The following is a 20554-nucleotide window of genomic DNA, read 5'->3' on the forward strand; positions in this document are numbered from 1 at the left end:
CTCTTCCTAAATTCAGGGAATAGCAGACACAGGAATAAACATCGGGGAAGGATGTGGGTTTTTATTTCCTTCCAGAAGCGAAAATCCTAGGCTTGTGTAGAAATCAATAGCCTGGGGGTCTGCATCCAAATACATGCCGAAACAGCCTATGGACTCAGATGAAATTTTTACGAGGTCAAAGGCGAGGTTGATTAATTGCTTCCCTAATCCGGCTCTTGAATCCCTTTTATTGACCCCCAACATGATCAAACGAACACAGGGAATAGTCTTCGGTAAAGAACCAAGGTTCAAGGCAGTTAGCTGATTCATAGAAATCGAGTGATTTGCAATCGTGAAAAAACCAACGAAGCGATCATTTTGGCTGGTATCTAAAAGGGCATAGCCTACACTGAACCCTTGCATTATCTGATTTCTTAATGAAGATCGAACAAAACTGTCAGTAACACTATGCCCACAATTAAACTTCTTGTAGTCAGTATAAATTTTTTGAGGGTCAAAAAGCTCAATAATAAAACTCACTCATTCCTTACCGGTAGTCTAGGAAGGCTACGCAGTTCGATCATCTTGTCAGTGGGCATTGGATGAGCCTGCAACAAGCGGGAAAGCAGAATCTGACCTTCTTCTGAGAGAGCAATCGAAGTATGGTCCCGTAGGATTGCTCGCGCCTTTTCGATGGCAGCGGCAAGCATGAATGAAGATAAATCCAACCCGTCAAGAATAGCCGCCTTACTAAGCAGTTCTTTGGCTTCCTTCGTAGTTTTTAACTCAACGCGGGCATTTTTGACTGCAATTGTACTCATAGATCCCTCCTACGTCTTTGATCATACGGACGATGAACGTATATGTCAATGAATAGCCTCATCTCAATATGGTATGAATCTGAAAGAAGGGAGGTAACCGTCAATGGAGCGAAGGTCTGTTTTAAACCTCTGTCACGGATATCTCGGAAGCTCGACTGTACGGCCCACGACCTGATGCCGGGATGTGATGACAACCAGAACAGCATCCCCATCAAAGACGCGAATTCAGTCACCAGATCCTTTTTGTTCCGTTGCTCAAGAGCGATTTTCAATCGTGTCTCTGTGCCGATGTCATGGTCGGGACCAAGCTCAAACATCGATGGAATCCGATCTATTGCAATAAACTGTTTTTTTAGACAGGTACCGGAGAGTTCAAGAAAAGATGGAAGGCCCTGAGGATGGTCCCAATGACCACCATCAGGGAAAGTGAACCGGAGGGGTGAGGACGACGGGCACTTCCCCCCGGCTGACAACATTGCAGACTTTCTGAAGAAAACTGAAGAGTGGAAAAAAGTGAGGGTCCCGTCGTTTCCTTTCACTTTGGCGGAAGGGGGATAACTCCAATCCATTTCGGGTCACATGCCCCTGTATCCGAATGGACCGTTGAAGTAAAGGGTAACGGTCCCCATTGGGGTCACCGTTCTGGGATAATTGTCCTGATAAATGGGCATCGCCACACCGGCACCCCATGTCGCGGCAAACTTTGGAGTGGATGGCCAGGTCATCTCAATCTCTGGAGCCCACCATAGAAAAGAAAACTCCGGAGCGTTTGACGGTCCAAAGATCAGATTTTCTCCGCTTTGGGACTGTCCGTAGATTTCCAGAAGATAGCCAGCACCCCAATCGGTATTGATCACATGTTCGAATGCCCCCGCATAATACAAAAGGTTTCCATCGACCATATGGTATCCGGGGGTCATATTCTGGGTAATGCCATTGTTGAAGGTATACCCGACTCCGACTGTCGAGGGATTCTCGATAATGTCACCTGCCTGCAAATAGATCATGAATGGCTTGAAATGCTTTCTCACAAGTAACATGACCGCTTCATTATACGTACCGTTTCCCAGCTGATCGGCCCCGAAGTCCTGCGGGTTCAGATTCTGGTACTGCCCACTCGGAATCCAGAAATCGAAGGTCAGGGCGATTGCCGGCCTGGCAAAGGGTAGGTAGACGTCCTCATCGCTTGTCAGACCCCATTTGACTTCAAAATGGGTATTCCCTACTCCGAAGTGGCTGGAAGAAGTTCCCTGAGGCGTTAAAGGGAAACCCTGCCAGTTCTGGACCAGAGGAATGAAGCTATCAAACTCCAGGTTATGACCAAGTCCTATCGCAAGACGCATGGGCATATACAGAGACGAGCTTCCTGGTGAAAGCCCATCATATGCAAAGGGCTCAAGATACCAGGATCCGATCGGTTCAACCTCGGCCGTGCCTGTAAAAAAAGGTCCGCTCGTATTGGGTCCCCAAGGAAGAAAAGGGGGAGCCAGAGCCTGGAATTCCTTCGAGATATCACTATCGCTCGAAAAGGGAACGGCCGATGGCATTTCACCGGTGCCCGCCCCCATCACCGGTGAATCTGCCCAAACCAACTCTGGAATCAAGAGAACCACTACTGAAAATAAGACACAAAAAAAACGCAAGACTTCCCCTGGTCGCATCCGCACCATTTTAAGACCCCTTGGAATCAAGAATCGTTTATCGTCAGGCAGCCATTACTGCCGGGAGATCGTATTTGAGAGATCGTGTTTCTTTAAGAGGATTGCCAGGGCATGGGAGGACTCCCCATTATGAAGAAGAGCTTCCGCCATGATTTTCCGATAACCCTTTGGCCACTTCTGCCGGGGCTCGATCAGTGAAAGGAGTGAAAGTCCTCTCTGATATTCATGATGGGCGATCAAAATTCGGGCTTCATTCAGGATATAGGGCTCATCGTTGCTTCCCGGTTTCAATGCCCGGGCCTGCTCCAGAAAACCGACCGCTTTCCGGGTATGGCCTTCCTTAAAGGCAATAAGAGCCATATTGTTCAGGATAGAAGGCTCTTCTGGATTGTCTTTCAATGCTTTTCTCAGATCCAGGCTGGCCAGCTGAAGCTTGCCGCCCTGAATCTCAGCGTAGGCTTTTTTCTCATGAATATAGGCTCTGACAGCCGGTTCAGTCGTTTCCGCACATCCGGAAAGAAACACTGCCAACAGAAAAACAGACAATCCTGTTCTCAAATGAAAGACTGTTTTTAAAATCATCACGCAACTCCTGCCATTCTTTTTGTCATTGGAAAGGACCTCCCCCGGGACACTCCCGGGAGAGATCCTCTGATTCCTAAGCCCATGGAAGTAATTCTTTCATGGCCTCTTTTTTTATTTTTTGACCCGACTAGGGCACAAGCCGACCCATGGTTCCTGGGCCAGAAAGGACATCCTGAAGATCCTTCACAATCCTCCTGAACCAGTGGATCAGTCGATCCAATACAGTTTCCATTTTTCGCATGGTTTACCTCCATCGGAGATGCTTTCTGAAGGCTCAAAAAGGGCATCAACAGCCCGAGCCTAAAAAAGGCAAGACTCTCCGTCATTTAAGTTGTTGAATGGATGAATCAAATGTGCGGAGGAAAAGGAGGCGAAAAAGGGAAAAACACAGGAAGAACAGAACAGCGATCGAAAAACGGACATCAATCAGTCAGTCGCTGCACCCCCTTTTCCATCCGCATGGGACTAGGACCTTCGTCCACAATGACTCCTTCACTTTTGGGCGGTACCCGTTTTAAAAATCTCTTAAAAAAAACGGCCCGTCGCTCTTTTTTCCCGAAACTGCCAGACAATCATCCGACACCGGCAGCGTTGAATGACAAAAATACGGGAACCCTATTCCCGTACCCGCTTTTTTGAGGGAGGATCACGATCATTGCATCAATGATAATCCGGACACTCTCAAAAGCGTCCACATTATGTACTCCCCTAGAGTATATGTCAAGTCTTTTTTTATGACCGGACACACTCCCTTCTTCCGGAGCCATCGCATCTTCAGAAGCGCCCAAAAACCGAAATTGATTTTAAAACCGGCCCTCGCAAGAGGGGTAAAGAGAGGGAGCCTTCATTTTTGAAGGGAAGGATTCCCCACCGCATCCCGATCTAATGGCCAGAAGAGGGAAAACCGGGGTCGTTTTCGGCTTTTTCCGGGTTTTCCCCTCTCTTTTGGACGCAGGTTCCCCTCCGATCCGGTCGGGTGCGTTTTCAGGGAGGCGTGGACGAAGAGGGAAGTCTTACGGACTTCCTTCCCGGCACCAGAGCCGCCAGCACCTCTCCCGAAAGCTCCGAAAGGGGGCCAGAACATCCTCCGCCACCTTGAGAACGAGAACGCCCGCATGACGCACCACTTTCCCGGCCATCTGATAGATCTGCCATCGGACCGTCTGGACCTGGGCCCGCTTGAAGCTCTCGTCCAGAATCTGTCCCCGGAACAGGAGAAAGAGGTTGTAGGCCAGCACTCCGATCCGGAAAAAGATCCCGTTGGCTTTCGTGTCTCCACTGGGCATCCGCTCCATCCCGAACCCGATCTTCAGCTCCTTGATCCGGTTCTCGGAATCCTCTCCCCGCTGCTTGTACCAGGCCACGACCCATTCGGGGATCTCCTTGTGGCTGGTGGCCAGGACCTTGTATCGGACATCGGGAGAAGCCTCTTTTTCTCCTTCCTCCTCCATTCCCGGCAAAGGGGTCTGCACTCGCCGGCGCACCACGATGAGCCGGAAGGCGTTGTGGGTTTTGTTCATCGTGTGCACCGTCTCGGCGATATGACCGTCCTGATAGGGCCTCCAGTCGCTCTCGGGGATCCTTCCGATCGCCTCCCGCACCGCCACATCCAGATCGGCTCCGATCACGAACCGGATTCCCCGCTCCTGGCAGAAATTGATGACGGAGGCCTGGTACGACGCGCTGTCCGCCCGAAACCGGGCGATCCGGATCCCTGCCGGAAGACGCCGGAGGCAGTCCTTCAGAAACGGAACATGGTCCGCTCCCGGAGAGACGTTCCCCTCCCGAAATTCTTCGTGTATCACCATCCCGGAGAGTTCCTTCACGTGCCCCACCAGAGGCATGTACCCCTTCTCCCCCTTGTAGGTCCACAGGGCTTCGGCCTTTTCCGCCACGATCTGGCTGGCATCGATGTCGAGGGTCACCTCCCGGACCCAAGACAGGCCGGCCTTCTTCCACCTCTTCCGAAGTGTCTTGCCCAGAACCGACAGAACCCGGGCGATGACCGACTCCAGTGCCGACAACCCGGTGTCGGAAGCCCCCATCCGCCGGAGCCACCGGCCGAACGCGTCCGTCGACGGCACCTCTCCGATACCAAGAAGCCCCAACAGTCCCTTGTCCCGGGCGATCATCCGAAGGTCACAAAGGCTCCGTCCTCCGCCTTGCAGCATCAGCAACAGGGGGACCACATAGGACGAGGCTCTGTACCCCGCTCCGCTTCCGGGCTTCCCGAAGGCCCGGTCAATCTTCTTCTTCAGTCCGAGAGACTGAAGAAACTCCCCAAACAGAACCAGCCCCGCCTGAGAGGTGATCGTGTCGTCGGTCGATTCGAGTTTGAATGGAAGAACGGTTTGTCGTACCATGAAGTCGCCCCTTTCGTTTCACCCTTCGGGTGGGTAAATGGTTGTCTTTGACAACATCCATTTTACCAGAAACGACAAGGGGTTTCTTGTTTTTTTCCTCACTTTTTCTCTTTCAATCGCGGTTCTTGGGAAGCGGTGAGGAATTGACGAAACAGAAGGGAATTCGTTATCTTTAGACTGGATGTTGTTCAGGTCAGGAAGTTTGTCTCCTGGCTTTTGTTCCAATTCAAAAATGGGACGAAGAAGTCCCCATCTTTTCAACCATCTCAAATACCTGCCGAGACCTGAAGGGTTTCCACCCTCACCTTCGACGGCCGGGTACCTCCCCCAACTTCAAAAAGACGACGCAGTCACAAAGAACGCCATAACATCCGACCATGTGCGCTTCCATTCCCACGCCTTGGCCCAACTCTCATTTTGCTCAAAATCCGGAAAGACAACGGCGTCTTGGAACTGCCCTATCCCTCAGGGATAGGATCAGACAAACACTTTAAAAGGAGAAACAGAAATGCCAATCGTCACCATCATGCCATCGGGAAAAACCAAAGAAGCAGAAAGCGGAACAAGAATTCTCGACATCCTCGTCGAGGCCGGAGAAAACATCGGCCACAAATGTGACGGAAAGGCATCCTGCGGAACGTGCCATATTTTTGTCAACGAAGGACGAAAGACCCTATCCAAAACGGAACGTCTCGAAAATGAACGACTCGATGCGGTCGTCGGTGTGGGATCCAAATCCCGTCTCGCCTGCCAGGCTAAGCTCGGAGCGGAAAATGTGACCGTCGAACTCTTAGGATTCTCCTCCGGCTACTGACCGAATCACCACTCCAGAGAATATCTTCAAACTCTTCACTGTCTTCCCCGCTGAGCGGTTATCCCCTCAGCGGGGCATCAGAAAAGGTTTTCCTCAGAATTCACCTTCCAAAACCAGTTGATTCTCAATTATTTGTCGACTTATCCCACAGCCAACCTCACTGAAAATCATAAGAACTCTAATTGAGTGGAGATAAAATCGATTTAAAATCAAGATACCTTCTTATCTTTTCTGGATAAATAGCAGGTATCGATGTCTACAGAGCAAAAGTTCGGCCATACCCAGACCCAGAAAACACGTTGGAATCTCTAGTATGTTGCCGGAAAAGTGGTTCGCCATGATTTGGACATCCTGTTGAAGGTGTCTCCAGATATTCTCTCCCTCTTTCAGGCTCTCCGGAAAAGAAATTTTGGTCTTTTTCTCCGGGAAGGAGTCTCCTGAACAAATCCACCCGGATCTTCTCTTCATTTTTCAAGCAACCGCAAGAACATCAAGGTGGATCTGCGTAAAAATGCGGCCTTAGGATTGAAAAAACGGGAGTTATGGAACGTTCAATCCATCTCGAAGCAAAAAGAAAGTATAAGGAGAGGAATCCTTATTTTTGAGATCAGGATTCCTCTCCTTCACCCTCCTTTCAGGGATTGTTTCAAAAATCAATTTTAGTTTTGGGGCCTAGACTATGGTTTACAAAACATAGTGCATTATCTACAGTTGTAGACTGCCAAAGGAGGAGCTGCCATGATTGGTCAACGGTTGTACCGAGCACGAAAAGCAGCAGGTCTGTCGCTGCGTGATCTAGGGGCCCGAGTGGGACTCACACATGCCGCCATCAAGAAATATGAAGATGAGCTGGCAACCCCCCGGTCAATAACCCTACTGAAACTCGCACGCGCACTCAACGTACGCACAGAATATTTCTTCCGTCCGGAAACGGTTGCACTCGATCGAATCGAGTATCGCAAGCGCAGCTCTCTGCCGAAGAAGCGGCTTGAAGCGATTGCGCACGAAGTAATCGATCAGATCGAGCGGCGGATTGAGCTTGAAAATCTATTCCCGTCGCCACCGGTTCTTCCGTTTGCGCTTGTTCAAGGTTTGCCTGAATTGGTTAGCGACATCGCGCAAATTGAAGATGCTGCAGAAGCCGTCCGAAAGGCATGGGATCTCGGTTATGACCCTATCCCTGACCTAATCGACGTTTTGGAAACGCATGGCATTCGCGTATTCATGATCGAGGTCAATGCCGATCCAAAATTCAATGGTCTGGCTGCTTCCGTCAATCATATGCCAGTCATTGTTGTTGGCAGCAACTGGCCGGGTGACCGCCAGCGCTTCACTCTTGCCCATGAACTTGGGCATCTAATGCTCGGCGATCGACTGGCAGATGGCATCAATGAGGAAATTGCATGCAACCGATTTGCCGGTGCATTTCTCATTCCGCGTCAATCGGTCACACAAGAACTTGGAGCTCATCGCAACTACATTGAGCCAAAGGAATTAGCTCTGCTCAAGGAAGAATTTGGGCTTAGTATGTCTGCCATTCTTTACCGCGCTCGCGACTTGGGTATCGTTTCTACGGCATGGCGTGATGATCAGGCGAAAATGTTTCGCATAAAAGGGTGGCATCTAACAGAGCCAGGCAAGCCCTATCCGCCAGAGGAAGCACACGTCTTCGAGCAACTAGTTTTTCATGCTCTCGGTGAAGACTACATCGGCGAATCAAAGGCAGCTGAGTTGATGAAAATGTCGCTCACAACCTTCCAGACAATCCGATCTCTGGAAGGCAGTAATGCTGCTACTCATCAGTGATGCGAACATTCTGATTGATATTGAGATTGGCGGTCTCATTGCGCCCATGTTCAGGCTCGAATATCAATTTGCAGTGCCTGACATTCTCTTTTATGAGGAGTTGGATGGGCAGCACGCCCATCTGCTTGATATGGGGCTCCAGCCAAAGGAGCTCGATGAGGCAATGGTCGCTCGCGTTAGCGAATTCGCCACAAAGTATCCACGACCAGGCCGCAATGATCTATTTGCTCTGGTTCTGGCTGCAAGCGAGCAATGCCCTCTGCTTACAAAAGACAAGAATCTGAAAGCGGCGGCTGAATCTGAAAATGTCGAAGTACGCGGAACACTGTGGTTGGTTAATAAAATGGTGCAATCCGGCAAGATTACGGTGCATGTCGCCCGCAACGCGTATCAAATCATGCGTGCCCATGGTCGAAGGCTACCTTGGAATGTGGCAGAAGAAATGTTGGCTGAGTTGGAAACTACGCATCAAGTGCAATAGCGATAAGGGAGAGAACAAAAGCAATGGCAAAGACACTTGAAGCCCACGACAAGCTGACCCCGAGATCTACGAAGGCCAAGAACCAGACCGAAATTCCGAACGACCAGAGCCCTACCCCTAAACAACCGAGCAGGCCACAAAGCTGTTCGATAATCTGTATTCGGCGATTCAGGACGCGCATGTCTCCGGAGCCAACAGCCAGTACTTTACTGCGTAATTTTATCAATTGTTCTTTTTCAGTTTCTGAAAATTCTGAGCTTTGCTCAATATAAAAACAACTCCCCTTGACGGATCCTTCAAATGGAGTAAGGTATAGAGACTTCTTATCCACGTACAAAAGTCTCCCAATCCCGGATTCAACCATTGCCCTTCATTCTCTAAGTAGAACGCTCCCGTTTTCCGGTGAGGGAGGGTCCATTTGAAACTTCTTCTGATTTCAGCAAACAGGGAACCATTCCCGGATCCGGTTTTTCCTCTTGGTCTCGCCTATGTTGCAGAGGCCGTGCGTCGGCAAGGCCATGAAATCAGGGTACTGGATCTGGCTTTTTCAAAATCTCCCGTTCAAGACATCGCCCGGGTGGTTGCAGAAGAATCTCCTGAAGTCATCGCCTTTTCCTTTCGGAATCTGGACAACGCTGCCTATCCCCTAACCCGCTTCTACCTTCCCGATTATCAGACTCTTGTTCAAACGGCAAAGGATGCCGCAGCTCTTTCTCGAAAAATCAAAACGCCATCAGGGCGGCCCTGGCTGATTGCCGGTGGGTCGGCATTCAGCCTGATGCCAAGGATGATGCTTGACGCACTGGGTGTTGATTACGGGGTCGAGGGAGAAGGAGAAGATGCCTTTCCAGCCCTTCTTTGGGCATTGGAGGAAGGTCTCTCACCTCTCGATATCCCCGGAGTCTTTGGGGCAGAGCAGATTCCCCTTCCCCTCGCATTTTCCGAACAATCCTTCAAAGGGGGCATCTCCCGATCGCAAAAGAAATATTCTTTTGACGGCTCGACATGGAGCCGGATGATACCGGCCCGGGATCTTTTCCAGATCAGACGATATGGCCGTGTCGGAGGAATGGCCAACATACAGACCAAAAGGGGATGCGTCTTTCATTGCCGCTACTGCACCTACCCTGTTCTTGAGGGATCAACCCACAGGCTCCGGGATCCGGAAAGTGTCGCTGATGAAATTCAGGAAATCGTTGAACGGGACCATATCCGTTCATTTTTCTTTGTCGACAGTGTCTTCAATATTCCCACCTCCCACGCCGAGGGGATTGCTGACGCACTGATTCGAAGAAAACTCAGGATCAGATGGTCCGCCTATGCCTCTCCATCCGGATTGACGCTTCCTATTCTCCAGAAAATGGCGGCAGCGGGATGTGATGGACTTGAAGTCGGCAGCGATTCCGCTGACAAGTCGACTCTCGTGGCTCTGGGAAAAGGATTTTCCAGAGACCAGATCCTCGATGTCTCGGAACATTGCCGGAAGGCAGGTATTGCCCTCTGCCACAGCCTGATTTTTGGAGGTCCCGGAGAAACGCCAGAAACGGTGAAAAATACCTGCAGAACCATTGATGAGACCAAGCCGATGGCCGTGGTTGTCATGGCCGGAGTCAGGCTTTATCCCCGAACCCCAATGGGGGACTGGGCCCTCGAAACCGGCCACGTCAAGGAAGCGAAAGACTTTTTGGCACCTGTCTTTTATATAGACCCTTCCGTCAAAACATTTCTGCTTCCCTACCTCGAACAATTCGCAGCCAAAAGGGGCAACTGGATCCTTCCAGGGGTTGTGGCGCCGCTTCGCCCGATTACCCAAAAACTTATCCGGTTTGTCGGCTACAAAAAGCCTCTGTGGCATCTTCTTCGCTACGGAGTCTTTAAAGACCGGGTCTATCGGGACCGGTGATCCCCCGACTGCCAGAAAATCCCTTTTTCTCGGCCGTCGGATCTGTATTCAAACTTCGAAGGAGAATAAAGATGGATGAGAAAACAAGAATGGCTTCAGGAACGCTTCTTCGGGTATACGCCGATATCGATCTTCTGGCACTGGAACTGTGCACCGACAGACTCCCATTCGCCCCTTCTGCAAAAGGTCGGAAAGAGCTGATGGACCAGATCAATGAAGAGGTCATCCATTTCAGCATTCAGGACCGGACGCTTGAAAAGCTTCATATGCCGTTCACGCCGGTGTTGACACTTGAAAAGCGGCGTGAAATCAAGGAATGGTTTTCCAATCAGGACTGGTTCGGATTTCTTGCCGGGCTTCAGCTGGGAATTGAAGGAATTGGAATCGCGATCGTTGAAAGGGTTTCAAAACATGCCGATCCCATTATCCAGGAATCCCTCAGGATCCCCATTATTGATGAAAAGAGACAGACATCATTCGGGGTTGTCGAATGGAATGAATTTCTTGCCGGTTGCTCGGATCTCGAGAAGGAAGAACAGCTGAAACGAGTCCTTGACATCTTCGAACAGATCTATCTTCTGACCGAAGCGGCACTCCCGATTCGATTTGAAGACTATTGGGGCGTTTTGGGGCTCAAAAAAGAGGATCTTTGGGAAACGGTTCGGGAAAGAACCCTTTTGATTCTTGAGAATGCCGGATTCAAGCCAGCTCTTCCAGCTTCTTTTGTCGCCTGAAGATTGAGACAAGACCCATTCTCCGTAAAGAGGCAGGGGTGTCCTCTGCTTTTTTACGGAGAATCCTTATGGAAATGGGCTTCCCGCATCAATCCATGCCTCGGAAAAAAGAATGCCCCCTCTTTCTCCAAACACTCATGGGGATCCATGCCCTCTGAGACAACGATGAAGGAAAAAGAGCTTCTGGATATGCATTAATCACTCTTGATCCGGACAAATACGGACATGAACAAAGAGCGTGGCGGGAAGATGTTCCCTGATCTCCTCCTCAAGGGCCGTCGCGCATTTGTTGGCATCAGAAACAGAAGAACTTCCGTCAACGATCGCATCGACCTCAAGACAAATCCTGTGACCAACCCAGCGGGCGCGAATGCCTTTTAGGGAGAAGATTCCCTGGACATGAGCTGCTGCATGGCTGACCTCATCCTGAATGGCTGGCTCACTGCCATCGAGCATCCTTCTGAAAACAGCCATGGCCGATTGCCAGACGATCCCGAAAATGGCAATCGATATCAAAAAACCCACGATTGGATCGGCAAGAGGGAATCCCATCCAGACTCCAATGGCTCCCCCCACCACAGCGAGGCTTGTGATGGCGTCCGTTCTCGCATGAAACCCATCGGCGATCAATGCGGCGCTTTTGATTTTTCGCCCGATGCGAATGCGAAAAATAGCCACCATTTCATTTCCTAAAAATCCTGCCATTCCTGCAACCACAATCCAGCCCAGATGGCTAAGGATCCTGGGATGAACGAGTCGCCAGATCGCCTCATAAGCGGCAAGTGAGGCGCTCAAAAGGATAATGAGCACAATGACAACCCCAGCCAGATCCTCCACACGTCCAAAACCATAATGGAAGCGGGCGTTGGGCTTCAAGCGGGCCAACCTGAATGCAACCCACAAGGGAAAGGCGGTCGTGGCATCGGCAATATTATGGATCATGTCCGATGCCAGCGCGATGCTACCCGAATACAAGACGATTCCGAACTGCAACCCGGCTGTGATCAAAAGGATGAGAAAGGACCACTTGACGGCCCGGATCCCTTCCTGTGTCGCCGTGATGGTGGTGTCGAGATGGCCATGTGTGTGGGAATGCGAAGAGGTATGGTTGTGAGCATCATGCTCTTCTGATAAGCCATCAAAACCGAAATAGGAAAGTCCGGCAGAAATCAGTTCAGCGGGGCTTTTCATCAATTTTCTGTCCCTTCAGATCTTTTGAATATTTTTCAGGTGCAAAACGGTGGATCTTCTCATAAATAGATACTATACCCATGGATAGTATATTGCAATCCAAGGAGGAAAATAAAAGCCTCAGATATCTACCAAAAGTATAAAGGAAATCGGGATATTTTTGGTTGAGGATTTCTATAGTGATATTAGACGCATTCCTTTAAAGTGAATCTGAAAGGAGACATGATGAAAGACGTGAACATCCACGAAGACAAAACCTGTCTCTCACTGCTCTGCATTGCCCAAGCGGTCAATACTGAGCACTCCATCACAGCACAATCCGGAAAACCATCGGTGAAAGTCGTCCGCCTTGATGCACCCGAATCCGGGCAAATGAGTCATCTTGGCTTTATGTCAGGGCAGGTCAGCGTCCCGGATGATTTTGATCGCATGGGGGAAAGTGAAATGGAACATCTTTTCGGGGTGGCAGAATGAAGTTGTGACTGGATTCTCAACCACTGCTCTGTTGACTGCTCTTGGAGACTGGCTTTCCGAAACGCTTGCCAAGCGCAGAAGGACGTCTTCTTGATTTCCCGGACAATGAGTTGATGTTCAGAAAGACCAATACCAGGAAAACCCCTGATAACCACCCCACCCCGACGAAACGGAAGACCTTAGAAGACCACCATCAAAGGTGAGGTAAGAATGGATGGCGGGAAAAGAAACTCCAAGGGCCACTCCTCCCTGCCCTGCATTGTAGGAGTTGTTCCCCTGTCCTATCAGTTCAGGTCCAAGATAAAGCGAGACCGATTTTTTCTTCGCCTCCCATACGGGAGTCAGGTATCGGCTCTGGACATAAATATATTGGATATAACCGGTATAGTTGGCAAAAATATCCAGGGCTCCCGGTCCGAATGTCCTGTAATACTCGGTCTGGGCATACAGTCCAATCAGGGAAATGATTGGAGTCGACGTCTGATAGGCCTCTGCCAGGGCAATTCCAAGATCCCCTTCCCAAAATCCGTTTTGAAAAGGAATCCTCACTCCCAAAGCCGGAGTGATTCCATTGTAGGAGTTTTCAATCATCGTGGATGTTCCGGGGGTTTCGTAGGCAAAGTAGGAGGCGACCACAAAAAGATGGAGTGTGGGAAGATCCGTTGAGGCAGTTCCCACTTCAGGATGATCCGACGAGCTTTTCTTTTCCTCCAACCCTCCAATATTCAGAAAATCACCGGCTTCGGCAAAATAATATTGGCTATTTTGGGAAAAAACCGTTTCTCCTCCGTCAAACTCAAGTGTCTGCCCACTGGCATTCCCCTGAAGTTCCCCTGAAACAAAACAGAGAATCCCAAAAAGAACGAGACCATTTCGAAATGAGAATCGGGAAAATGAACCACCCCCAAAAAGGGATCTCAAATCGCTCCGGAACAGCAATCAGTATGATCCTTTTTTGAGCAATACAACCCCGATGGTCCTGAACAGGATCATGATATCAAGCCAGAGAGACCAGTTGCGGATGTACCAGAGATCAAGCCTGACCCGGACATCGAAAGGACGATCATTCCTGCCGGTAACCTGCCAGAGCCCCGTTATTCCCGGTCGCACAAGCATATACTCGCTCGCCTGATCCCCATAGTGTTCGAAGACCTCTTTTTCAAAAGCGGGGCGAGGACCAACAAGGCTCATTTCCCTTTTCAGCACATTGATGAGCTGGGGAAGCTCATCAAGGCTTGTCGCCCTTAACCATCGCCCGATCGGGGTCACACGCGGGTCGTGTTTCAGTTTATGATTCCTTTGATATTCAGTATTGATCTCCACATTTTTGGACAACATCTCTTCAAGCGATTCGTGAGCCCCCTTGTACATCGTCCGAAATTTCAGGATCGAAAAGGTTCTACCCTGATAGCCATATCGCTTTTGTGTAAAGATCACAGAACCGGGAGAGGAGACCCGGATCAACAAGGCAATCAGAAGGGCTGGAATGAAGAAAATGAGAAAAAGAAAAAATGCAAATATCCAATCGACAACAGATTTGATGTTTCGGTTTAAGCGGGAGTGAAGGCTGTTTCGAATGCCCAGAAGGAAGATTTCCTCATAGAACAGGAAAATCAGCTCACTACTGACAAGGTTGACCTGGGAGACATTGGGGACAATATAGACATCGCGAAAGTCGCGATGGAGCTCATTGGCTATCCCTGTTACCTCCCTGGCGTGAAGAGAGGGTGCCGCAACCACGGCACCCCGGACTGCCAGGGGGATATTCCCTCTTCTCCAGTCTTCCCAGCTTCCGAGGCACATAAGGGTTGGAGGCTTTTTTTCCGAAAGAAAATTGCCTTCCTTCGATCGCCCGGGACGGCAGGAGATTTCCTCGACAGGAAGCCCGGCAGGGGCACAGATCCAGGCCATCGGTCTTATTCCCATGTAGTGGTCTCTCGTCAGACCCAGAGAAACCAGCCGAACGCCTTCTTCCCCACCCACCAGAACCACATCAAGCGTCCCCAGACCCCATCTATGGAGAAGGGGTTTGATCAAATGACGGACTAAAGGAATGAGAAAAACGCAGAAAAACCCTGTTTCCAGAAAAATGAGACGGGAGGTACTTCCCGATAGCTTGTCGAGGGAAATGATGGTAAAAAGCATCAGGAAAGAAAGGAAAATGGACTTTGTCACTTTCTGGGTCTCGGACCAAAAAGGAAGTCTTCGCCCATAAAGTCCTTCAAAGGAAAAGACCACAACCAGCACAAGTGGCATCCACCACAAGGAGAGGAAATACAGAAGAGCATGCGGTTCCACAACACCGAAAAGAGGACCCAAAAAGAGAACTTTTGAAAAATAGGAGACTGTCAATGACAAATAGAAGGCCGACAAATCAGCGACCATAAGACAGAGAACGAACAGCCAACCGTTTATGAGCCTCACAACTCTTTCACTCCATTTAAAAAGATACGCTTCCCCTTTTACATCCGAAGATCAGCACTTTTGCCATATAATGCACCCGTTGAAAAGAGAATTCAGTGAGTTTTGTCCTTGTTTGAAGACGGTACCCTCAAATTTTAGACAAGTTATAAAGCAACAGGAAAAAAGCTGGCTTATAATCAAAAGAAGAAGTTGAAGTGAAAAAAAAGAAGGAGGAAATATCAAGCCTGTGAGCAATGAACGAACTTTCTTTAAATAAAAAAGGACGGAGCCGATTCTCCCTCAAAGGGGGAGACTGAAGCTTTCTCTTATTGCCAATTTTCGATTCAGGATACATGAGCGAACGAAGATTGGTCGAACAGGTTATGAAGAAAAACACCATTGTCGAGCATTTCAACAGGTGCTTTCTGGAGAAATCTGGAAAAAACTTCCCGATTCTATAAAACAAAAAGGAAGGACCAAGACCTGATTTCAGTTTTGGGGAAGACCATTCCAACGATAAAAGATCAGGTTATAGCCACATAACGGATTGTACTTGTGGCAAATCATAAATTGCAAGAAAACATTAGAACCATTAGGAGTTGTTATCGACAGCAATCATAAGCAATTTGATAAGGATATTCTCACATGGAATCTTTTCTCCACGTCGTGCCGTAAGGAGCTGCAAATCTAAAGAAAGGAACCTCCATCCCCTTTCCGCTTTTCCCTTTTTCTTGATTCTCGTCTGATCCATCGTTACAATACAGACCCATGGTAAATGCAATCGTCTTCGACACTCCCAAAAACGGACCACCGTCCCTCCATCTGATCGACCAGAGGCGTTTGCCCCTTGAAACGGTGACCGTTACTTCGACCGATCATCATGATGTTGCCAATTCCATTCGCGAAATGGTTGTCCGGGGAGCACCGGCAATCGGAATCGCCGCGGCTTATGGAATTGCCATCGGATCTTACGAGTTTACCCGGGAAAAGATCGATGGCGCCTATCCCGACTGGATGGAAAAGGTTTCAAGAACCCTCGGAAAAACCCGTCCGACCGCTGTCAATCTTTTTTGGGCGATCGACCGGATGAGAACTCTCTGGTCGGACCTTTACGCAAAAGGCTTGACACCGCTTGAGATCACACGGGTTCTTTACGACGAGGCGCGATCTGTCCACGAGGAAGACATTTCCCAGAATCGGTCCATGGGAAAGTTTGGCCAGGAGCTTTTTCCGGAATCGGGATCGGTCTTGACTCACTGCAATGCCGGTGCCTTGGCAACAGGAGGCTACGGAACAGCACTCGGAGTCATCCGAGCGGCAGTCGAGGCCGGAAAAAAAATTCATGTCTTCGCCGATGAAACAAGGCCCTATCTTCAGGGGGCCCGCTTGACCGCATATGAACTCATGGCCGATAACATCCCCACGACACTGATCACCGACGGAATGTCCGCCTCCCTGATGGCGAAGGGCAAGATTTCAGCGGTCATTGTCGGTGCCGACAGAATTACCCGAAACGGGGACGTTGCCAATAAGATCGGAACCTACGCCCTGGCGGTACTCGCCCATTATCACAAGATTCCCTTTTATGTCGCGGCCCCCTTTTCAACAATCGATTTTGTCATGGAAACAGGCAATCTGATTCCCATTGAGGAACGCTCATCGGAAGAGGTGACGACCATCGGTCATGGTAATCGTGTGGCACCGATCGGTGTGGATGTCTACAATCCCGCCTTCGATGTCACCCCTGCCGGGCTCATCACCAGAATCATCACGGAGCGCGGCGTTTTCAAACCTCAGGACCTGATTCATCAAATCCCTTCAATCCAGAAGACATTCTAAAATATCCCAAACGAACCAGACAGGTGAAAATCAGGTGAACACAACGAACCAAGATCACGCAGAACTCCCTGAACAGGAACGCGTTCGCCGGGAAAAAAGACAGATCCTCCTCTCAAACGGAATCGATCCTTACGGGATGGCTTTTCCGGATCGGGAATCCATCCGGGATCTGAAAAGGAAACTATTGCCATGGACGAAGGAAGGACAAGACAAGGACCATTTGCCTGAATCCCCGATCAAAAGCCGGATTGCAGGAAGAGTCGTTCTTCTAAGGCGCTTCGGAAAAGCCTTTTTTGCGACTCTTCAGGATAATGGAGACCGTTTTCAGATCTACGTCAAAAAGGATCGCCTTCCCGAAGGGGTTTTCGACATTTTTAACGATACCCTGGATATGGGAGACCATCTGGGTATCGAGGGGACTTTTTTCAAAACCAAGACGGGAGAGCCCACCCTTGAAGCCTCCAGCCTCTGGTTCCTTGGCAAATCGGTCCATCCCCTTCCTGAAAAATGGCATGGTCTATCGGATATTGAAACCCGTTACCGGCAACGTTACATAGACCTGATCGTCAATCTTCCCGCCCGTCAGGTTTTTGAAGACAGATCCCGGATTCTGTCCCTGATCCGAAGATTCATGGATGATCGGGGTTTTCTTGAAGTGGAAACACCCATGATGCATCCGTCTCCGGGCGGAGCGCTCGCACGCCCGTTCGTCACCCATCATAACTCTCTTGGAACGGACCTCTATCTCCGCATCGCCCCGGAGCTCTACCTCAAGCGACTGGTGGTCGGAGGATTTACAAAAGTCTACGAAATCAATCGAAACTTCAGGAATGAAGGATTCAGTCCGAGACACAATCCCGAGTTCACCATGATGGAATTCTATATGGCCTATCACTCCCCCGAAGAGTTGATGGCATTGACCGAAGCTCTGATCCCGGAGCTTTGCCAGAAGATCCGTCAGAAAACGACAGTCCAGTTTGGTGAACACGAAATCGAACTCATGGGACCGTACCGGAGGATCTCCTATCTTGGCTCCCTCAAGGATCATTTCGCCCTTTCCGAACAGGATCTGTTCGATGAGACAAAACTCATCGAATGCCTGAAGGGTGCAAAAATCCCTATCCCCCCCAAAAGAGCCGGGAAACCCTATTTTGCAGACCTTCAGAATGCCCTGTTTGAAGAAACGATTGAAAAGGGACTGATTCAGCCAACCTTCGTCACGGGTTATCCGAAAGCGATATCCCCGCTGGCTCGCTCTTCAAAGGACAACCCTGAGATTACCGACCGATTCGAGCTTTTCATCGGAGGAATCGAAATTGCCAATGGATTCATGGAGTTAAACGATCCCGACGATCAGCTCGCGCGCTTTGAGGCCCAGATGGAATCGCGACAGGCTGGCGACCTGGAGGCTCCCCCCCCGGATCTGGACTACATCCGGGCGCTTGAGATCGGGCTCCCCCCCACCGCCGGCGAAGGCATCGGAATCGATCGTCTTGTCATGCTTCTCACCGAACAAACCTCCATCCGGGATGTCCTCCTCTTTCCGCAAATGAAGCCGGAGGGCTGATGGCCCGTTTTGAATGGACGGTTGCGCTTCGCTATCTCAAATCCCAGCGAAAGCAGAGCGGACTCTCCTTCCAGACATTCATCTCCATTTCAGGGGTGACCGTGGGCGTTGCCGCTCTTATGGCAACCCTTGCCGTGATGACAGGCTTTCAGCACAAGCTGCGATCCAAGATCCTGGGGATCAATTCCCATATTATCCTGACGGATGGCCGGGGGGTTCCCATGGCACATCCAGAGATGATTCAGGAACAGATTTCCAAAACCAAAGGCGTTGTCGCTGTCTCACCGTTCATTCTGGGACAGGCGATGCTTTCTTCCGACGGAACCGTCTCGGGAACGGTCATCAGGGGCATTGATCCTGAAGGAGAGAAAAAAGTCACGAGTCTTTCAAGATATATGATTTCCGGCCATCTTCGGGATCTCCTGACCACCAACGGAAAAGCCAAACTCCCCGGAATCATACTTGGAAAGGATCTGGCGGATCACCTGAACCTGACCCCAGGCGACCCGGTCGATGTCATCAGCCCCACAGGAACCCCTTCAGCCTTTGGCATGATCCCCAAAATTCGACATTTCGTCCTCGTTGGCATCTTTAAAAGCGGTCTCTATGAATATGACAACACACTGGCCCTTCTCTCCATCGATGAGGCCAGAGGATTTCTTGCGATTCCACCCGGTGATGTCTCGGGTCTTGAAATACGGGTCAACAAGATCATGAATGCCTCCCCGATCGCAAAGACTCTTTCAAAATCGCTGGGATTCCCCTACTGGCCAAGGTCCTGGCTACAGATGAACAAGAACCTGTTCTCGGCGCTTCTTCTCGAAAAAACCGTAATGTTCATCATCCTCGTTCTCATCGTTCTGGTGGCCTCTTTCAATATTGTGAGCACACTGACCATGACGGTCATGGACAAGGGAAAAGAAATCGCCATCATGAAAGCAATGGGCGCCACACAAAGGCAGATCATGCATATTTTCATGATCGATGGACTCATGATAGGAGGGGTCGGAACCTTGGTCGGTCTCCCCCTGGGATATCTGATCTGCTTTTTTCTTGAACATTTCTATCGGCTGCCGAACGATGTTTACTTTGTCAGCCATATTCCGGTGATCATCCGGATGAGCGATATCCTTTCCGTCTCTGTTGCCGCCATCGGCGTGAGCTTTGCGGCAACACTGTACCCATCGATCAGGGCCTCAAGGCTTGATCCCATTCAGGCGATACGGTACGAATGAGCCGAGGATACCGGATCAGGTGTGAAAACCTCTCAAAATCGTACATGATGGGGAAAAAAGAACTCCCTGTTTTAAAGGAGATCAATATTGATCTTCCTGCCGGAGTTTTTGTCGCACTCACCGGAGCATCAGGTGCCGGAAAAAGTACGCTTCTTCATCTGGTTGGCACCATTGATCGCCCCACCATGGGCCGGGTCATCCATGGAGACAGGGATGTTTCGGAGTTGTCCGAATACGACCTCGCCTCCTTCAGAAACCGGCATATCGGCTTTGTCTTTCAGTTCCACCATCTTCTTCCGGAGTTTACCGCTCTTGAAAATGTCCTGATGCCATCGTGGATTGCAGGAAAATCCCTCATGGAAGAAGTCGGCGTTATCGAAAACAGAGCCCGGGAGCTTTTGGACCGGGTCGGTCTCTCAGGAAGACTCTCCCACAAGCCATCGGAACTCTCGGGAGGTGAACAGCAGAGGGTAGCCATCGCAAGGGCCCTGGTCATGAACCCGTCCATTCTCCTCGCGGATGAACCGACCGGGAATCTCGACACCCATACAAGTTTTGAAGTCTTTGATCTCTTGAGAACGGTCAACCATGAACAGGGTATCACCCTGATCATGGCGACCCATAATGAAGCCCTTGCTGAACGCGCGGACCGCATAATCATCATGGAAGATGGCCGGATCTCCGGGGGATAAGAAAAA

General features: G+C 50.0%; 20 protein-coding genes. 10 read left to right on the forward strand and 10 right to left on the reverse strand.

Translation table 11 applies throughout. The features are described 5' to 3' along the window. Positions 1-12: 12 nt before the first annotated feature. The 6 genes from LFE_RS07110 to LFE_RS07145 all read right to left on the reverse strand — a co-directional run bounded on the left by LFE_RS07110 (position 13) and on the right by LFE_RS07145 (position 5409). Positions 13-519 (reverse strand): GNAT family protein, encoded by a 507-nt coding sequence (locus LFE_RS07110; RefSeq protein ID WP_014449550.1) that lies wholly within the window; start codon positions 517-519, stop codon positions 13-15. Beyond that, positions 516-800, reverse strand: coding sequence for a type II toxin-antitoxin system TacA family antitoxin (locus LFE_RS07115; RefSeq protein WP_014449551.1), 285 nt, complete (start codon positions 798-800; stop codon positions 516-518). Before LFE_RS07115 ends, LFE_RS07110 begins: the two co-directional genes overlap by 4 nt. A gap of 575 nt (positions 801-1375) precedes the next feature. Next, positions 1376-2413 carry a hypothetical protein gene (locus tag LFE_RS07125; RefSeq protein ID WP_407081006.1) on the reverse strand — a complete coding sequence of 346 codons (1038 nt, stop codon included), beginning with the start codon at positions 2411-2413 and terminating at the stop codon, positions 1376-1378. A gap of 102 nt (positions 2414-2515) precedes the next feature. Beyond that, the gene (locus LFE_RS07130) at positions 2516-3043 is read right to left on the reverse strand and encodes a tetratricopeptide repeat protein (RefSeq protein WP_014449553.1); all 528 of its coding nucleotides are present in this window, start codon (positions 3041-3043) and stop codon (positions 2516-2518) included. 575 nt (positions 3044-3618) lie between these two features. Next, positions 3619-3741: a hypothetical protein gene (locus LFE_RS14540; protein WP_269763937.1), complete on the reverse strand. Its 123-nt coding sequence runs from the start codon at positions 3739-3741 to the stop codon at positions 3619-3621. A 318-nt stretch (positions 3742-4059) separates the two neighbouring features. Continuing rightward, positions 4060-5409, reverse strand: a complete 1350-nt coding sequence (locus LFE_RS07145) for an IS1380-like element ISLefe1 family transposase (RefSeq protein ID WP_014449555.1) — start codon at positions 5407-5409, stop codon at positions 4060-4062. Positions 5410-5917: 508 nt separating this feature from the next. Here LFE_RS07145 and LFE_RS07155 point away from each other — a divergent pair. From LFE_RS07155 to LFE_RS07165, 3 genes are all read left to right on the forward strand, one after another. Further along, a complete protein-coding gene (locus tag LFE_RS07155) occupies positions 5918-6223 on the forward strand; it encodes a 2Fe-2S iron-sulfur cluster-binding protein (RefSeq protein ID WP_014449556.1) in 306 nt (101 codons plus the stop codon). 738 nt (positions 6224-6961) lie between these two features. After that, positions 6962-8029, forward strand: coding sequence for a helix-turn-helix domain-containing protein (locus tag LFE_RS07160; RefSeq protein ID WP_014449557.1), 1068 nt, complete (start codon positions 6962-6964; stop codon positions 8027-8029). Further along, positions 8010-8510, forward strand: coding sequence for a DUF3368 domain-containing protein (locus LFE_RS07165; RefSeq protein ID WP_014449558.1), 501 nt, complete (start codon positions 8010-8012; stop codon positions 8508-8510). Before LFE_RS07160 ends, LFE_RS07165 begins: the two co-directional genes overlap by 20 nt. Here the strand turns inward: LFE_RS07165 and LFE_RS07170 are convergent. Continuing rightward, a complete protein-coding gene (locus LFE_RS07170; RefSeq protein WP_148272583.1) occupies positions 8491-8841 on the reverse strand; it encodes a hypothetical protein in 351 nt (116 codons plus the stop codon). The two genes, LFE_RS07165 and LFE_RS07170, sit on opposite strands and share 20 nt — an antisense overlap. 87 nt (positions 8842-8928) lie before the next feature. Here LFE_RS07170 and LFE_RS07175 point away from each other — a divergent pair, with 87 nt between their 5' ends. Both LFE_RS07175 and LFE_RS07180 read left to right on the forward strand, forming a co-directional pair. Next, positions 8929-10413, forward strand: a complete 1485-nt coding sequence (locus tag LFE_RS07175; RefSeq protein WP_014449560.1) for a B12-binding domain-containing radical SAM protein — start codon at positions 8929-8931, stop codon at positions 10411-10413. Positions 10414-10484: 71 nt separating this feature from the next. Further along, entirely contained in the window at positions 10485-11147 is a 663-nt protein-coding gene (locus LFE_RS07180; RefSeq protein WP_014449561.1) for a hypothetical protein, read from the forward strand. A gap of 198 nt (positions 11148-11345) precedes the next feature. On the opposite strand, the gene LFE_RS07190 is transcribed toward LFE_RS07180, so the two are convergent. Continuing rightward, on the reverse strand, positions 11346-12338 hold the full coding sequence (locus LFE_RS07190) for a cation diffusion facilitator family transporter (RefSeq protein ID WP_041774194.1): 993 nt from the start codon (positions 12336-12338) through the stop codon (positions 11346-11348). A 225-nt stretch (positions 12339-12563) separates the two neighbouring features. On the opposite strand from LFE_RS07190, the gene LFE_RS07195 reads away from it, so the two are divergent. Beyond that, the gene (locus LFE_RS07195) at positions 12564-12812 is read left to right on the forward strand and encodes a hypothetical protein (protein ID WP_014449563.1); all 249 of its coding nucleotides are present in this window, start codon (positions 12564-12566) and stop codon (positions 12810-12812) included. A gap of 117 nt (positions 12813-12929) precedes the next feature. On the opposite strand, the gene LFE_RS07200 is transcribed toward LFE_RS07195, so the two are convergent. After that, positions 12930-13751 carry a hypothetical protein gene (locus tag LFE_RS07200; protein ID WP_014449564.1) on the reverse strand — a complete coding sequence of 274 codons (822 nt, stop codon included), beginning with the start codon at positions 13749-13751 and terminating at the stop codon, positions 12930-12932. Continuing rightward, entirely contained in the window at positions 13752-15236 is a 1485-nt protein-coding gene (locus tag LFE_RS07205; protein ID WP_014449565.1) for a sugar transferase, read from the reverse strand. A 747-nt stretch (positions 15237-15983) separates the two neighbouring features. Here LFE_RS07205 and mtnA point away from each other — a divergent pair. From mtnA to LFE_RS07230, 4 genes are read left to right on the forward strand one after another with little or no spacing between them, the layout of a single operon-like run. Then, positions 15984-17054, forward strand: coding sequence for an S-methyl-5-thioribose-1-phosphate isomerase (gene mtnA, locus LFE_RS07215; RefSeq protein WP_014449566.1), 1071 nt, complete (start codon positions 15984-15986; stop codon positions 17052-17054). 34 nt (positions 17055-17088) lie between these two features. Then, positions 17089-18621 carry a lysine--tRNA ligase gene (gene lysS / locus LFE_RS07220; RefSeq protein ID WP_014449567.1) on the forward strand — a complete coding sequence of 511 codons (1533 nt, stop codon included), beginning with the start codon at positions 17089-17091 and terminating at the stop codon, positions 18619-18621. Next, positions 18621-19856: a lipoprotein-releasing ABC transporter permease subunit gene (locus LFE_RS07225; RefSeq protein WP_014449568.1), complete on the forward strand. Its 1236-nt coding sequence runs from the start codon at positions 18621-18623 to the stop codon at positions 19854-19856. Before lysS ends, LFE_RS07225 begins: the two co-directional genes overlap by 1 nt. Continuing rightward, positions 19853-20548, forward strand: coding sequence for an ABC transporter ATP-binding protein (locus LFE_RS07230; RefSeq protein ID WP_014449569.1), 696 nt, complete (start codon positions 19853-19855; stop codon positions 20546-20548). Before LFE_RS07225 ends, LFE_RS07230 begins: the two co-directional genes overlap by 4 nt. Positions 20549-20554 lie beyond the last annotated feature (6 nt).

This window comes from Leptospirillum ferrooxidans C2-3, assembly GCF_000284315.1.
GTDB lineage: Bacteria > Nitrospirota > Leptospirillia > Leptospirillales > Leptospirillaceae > Leptospirillum > Leptospirillum ferrooxidans.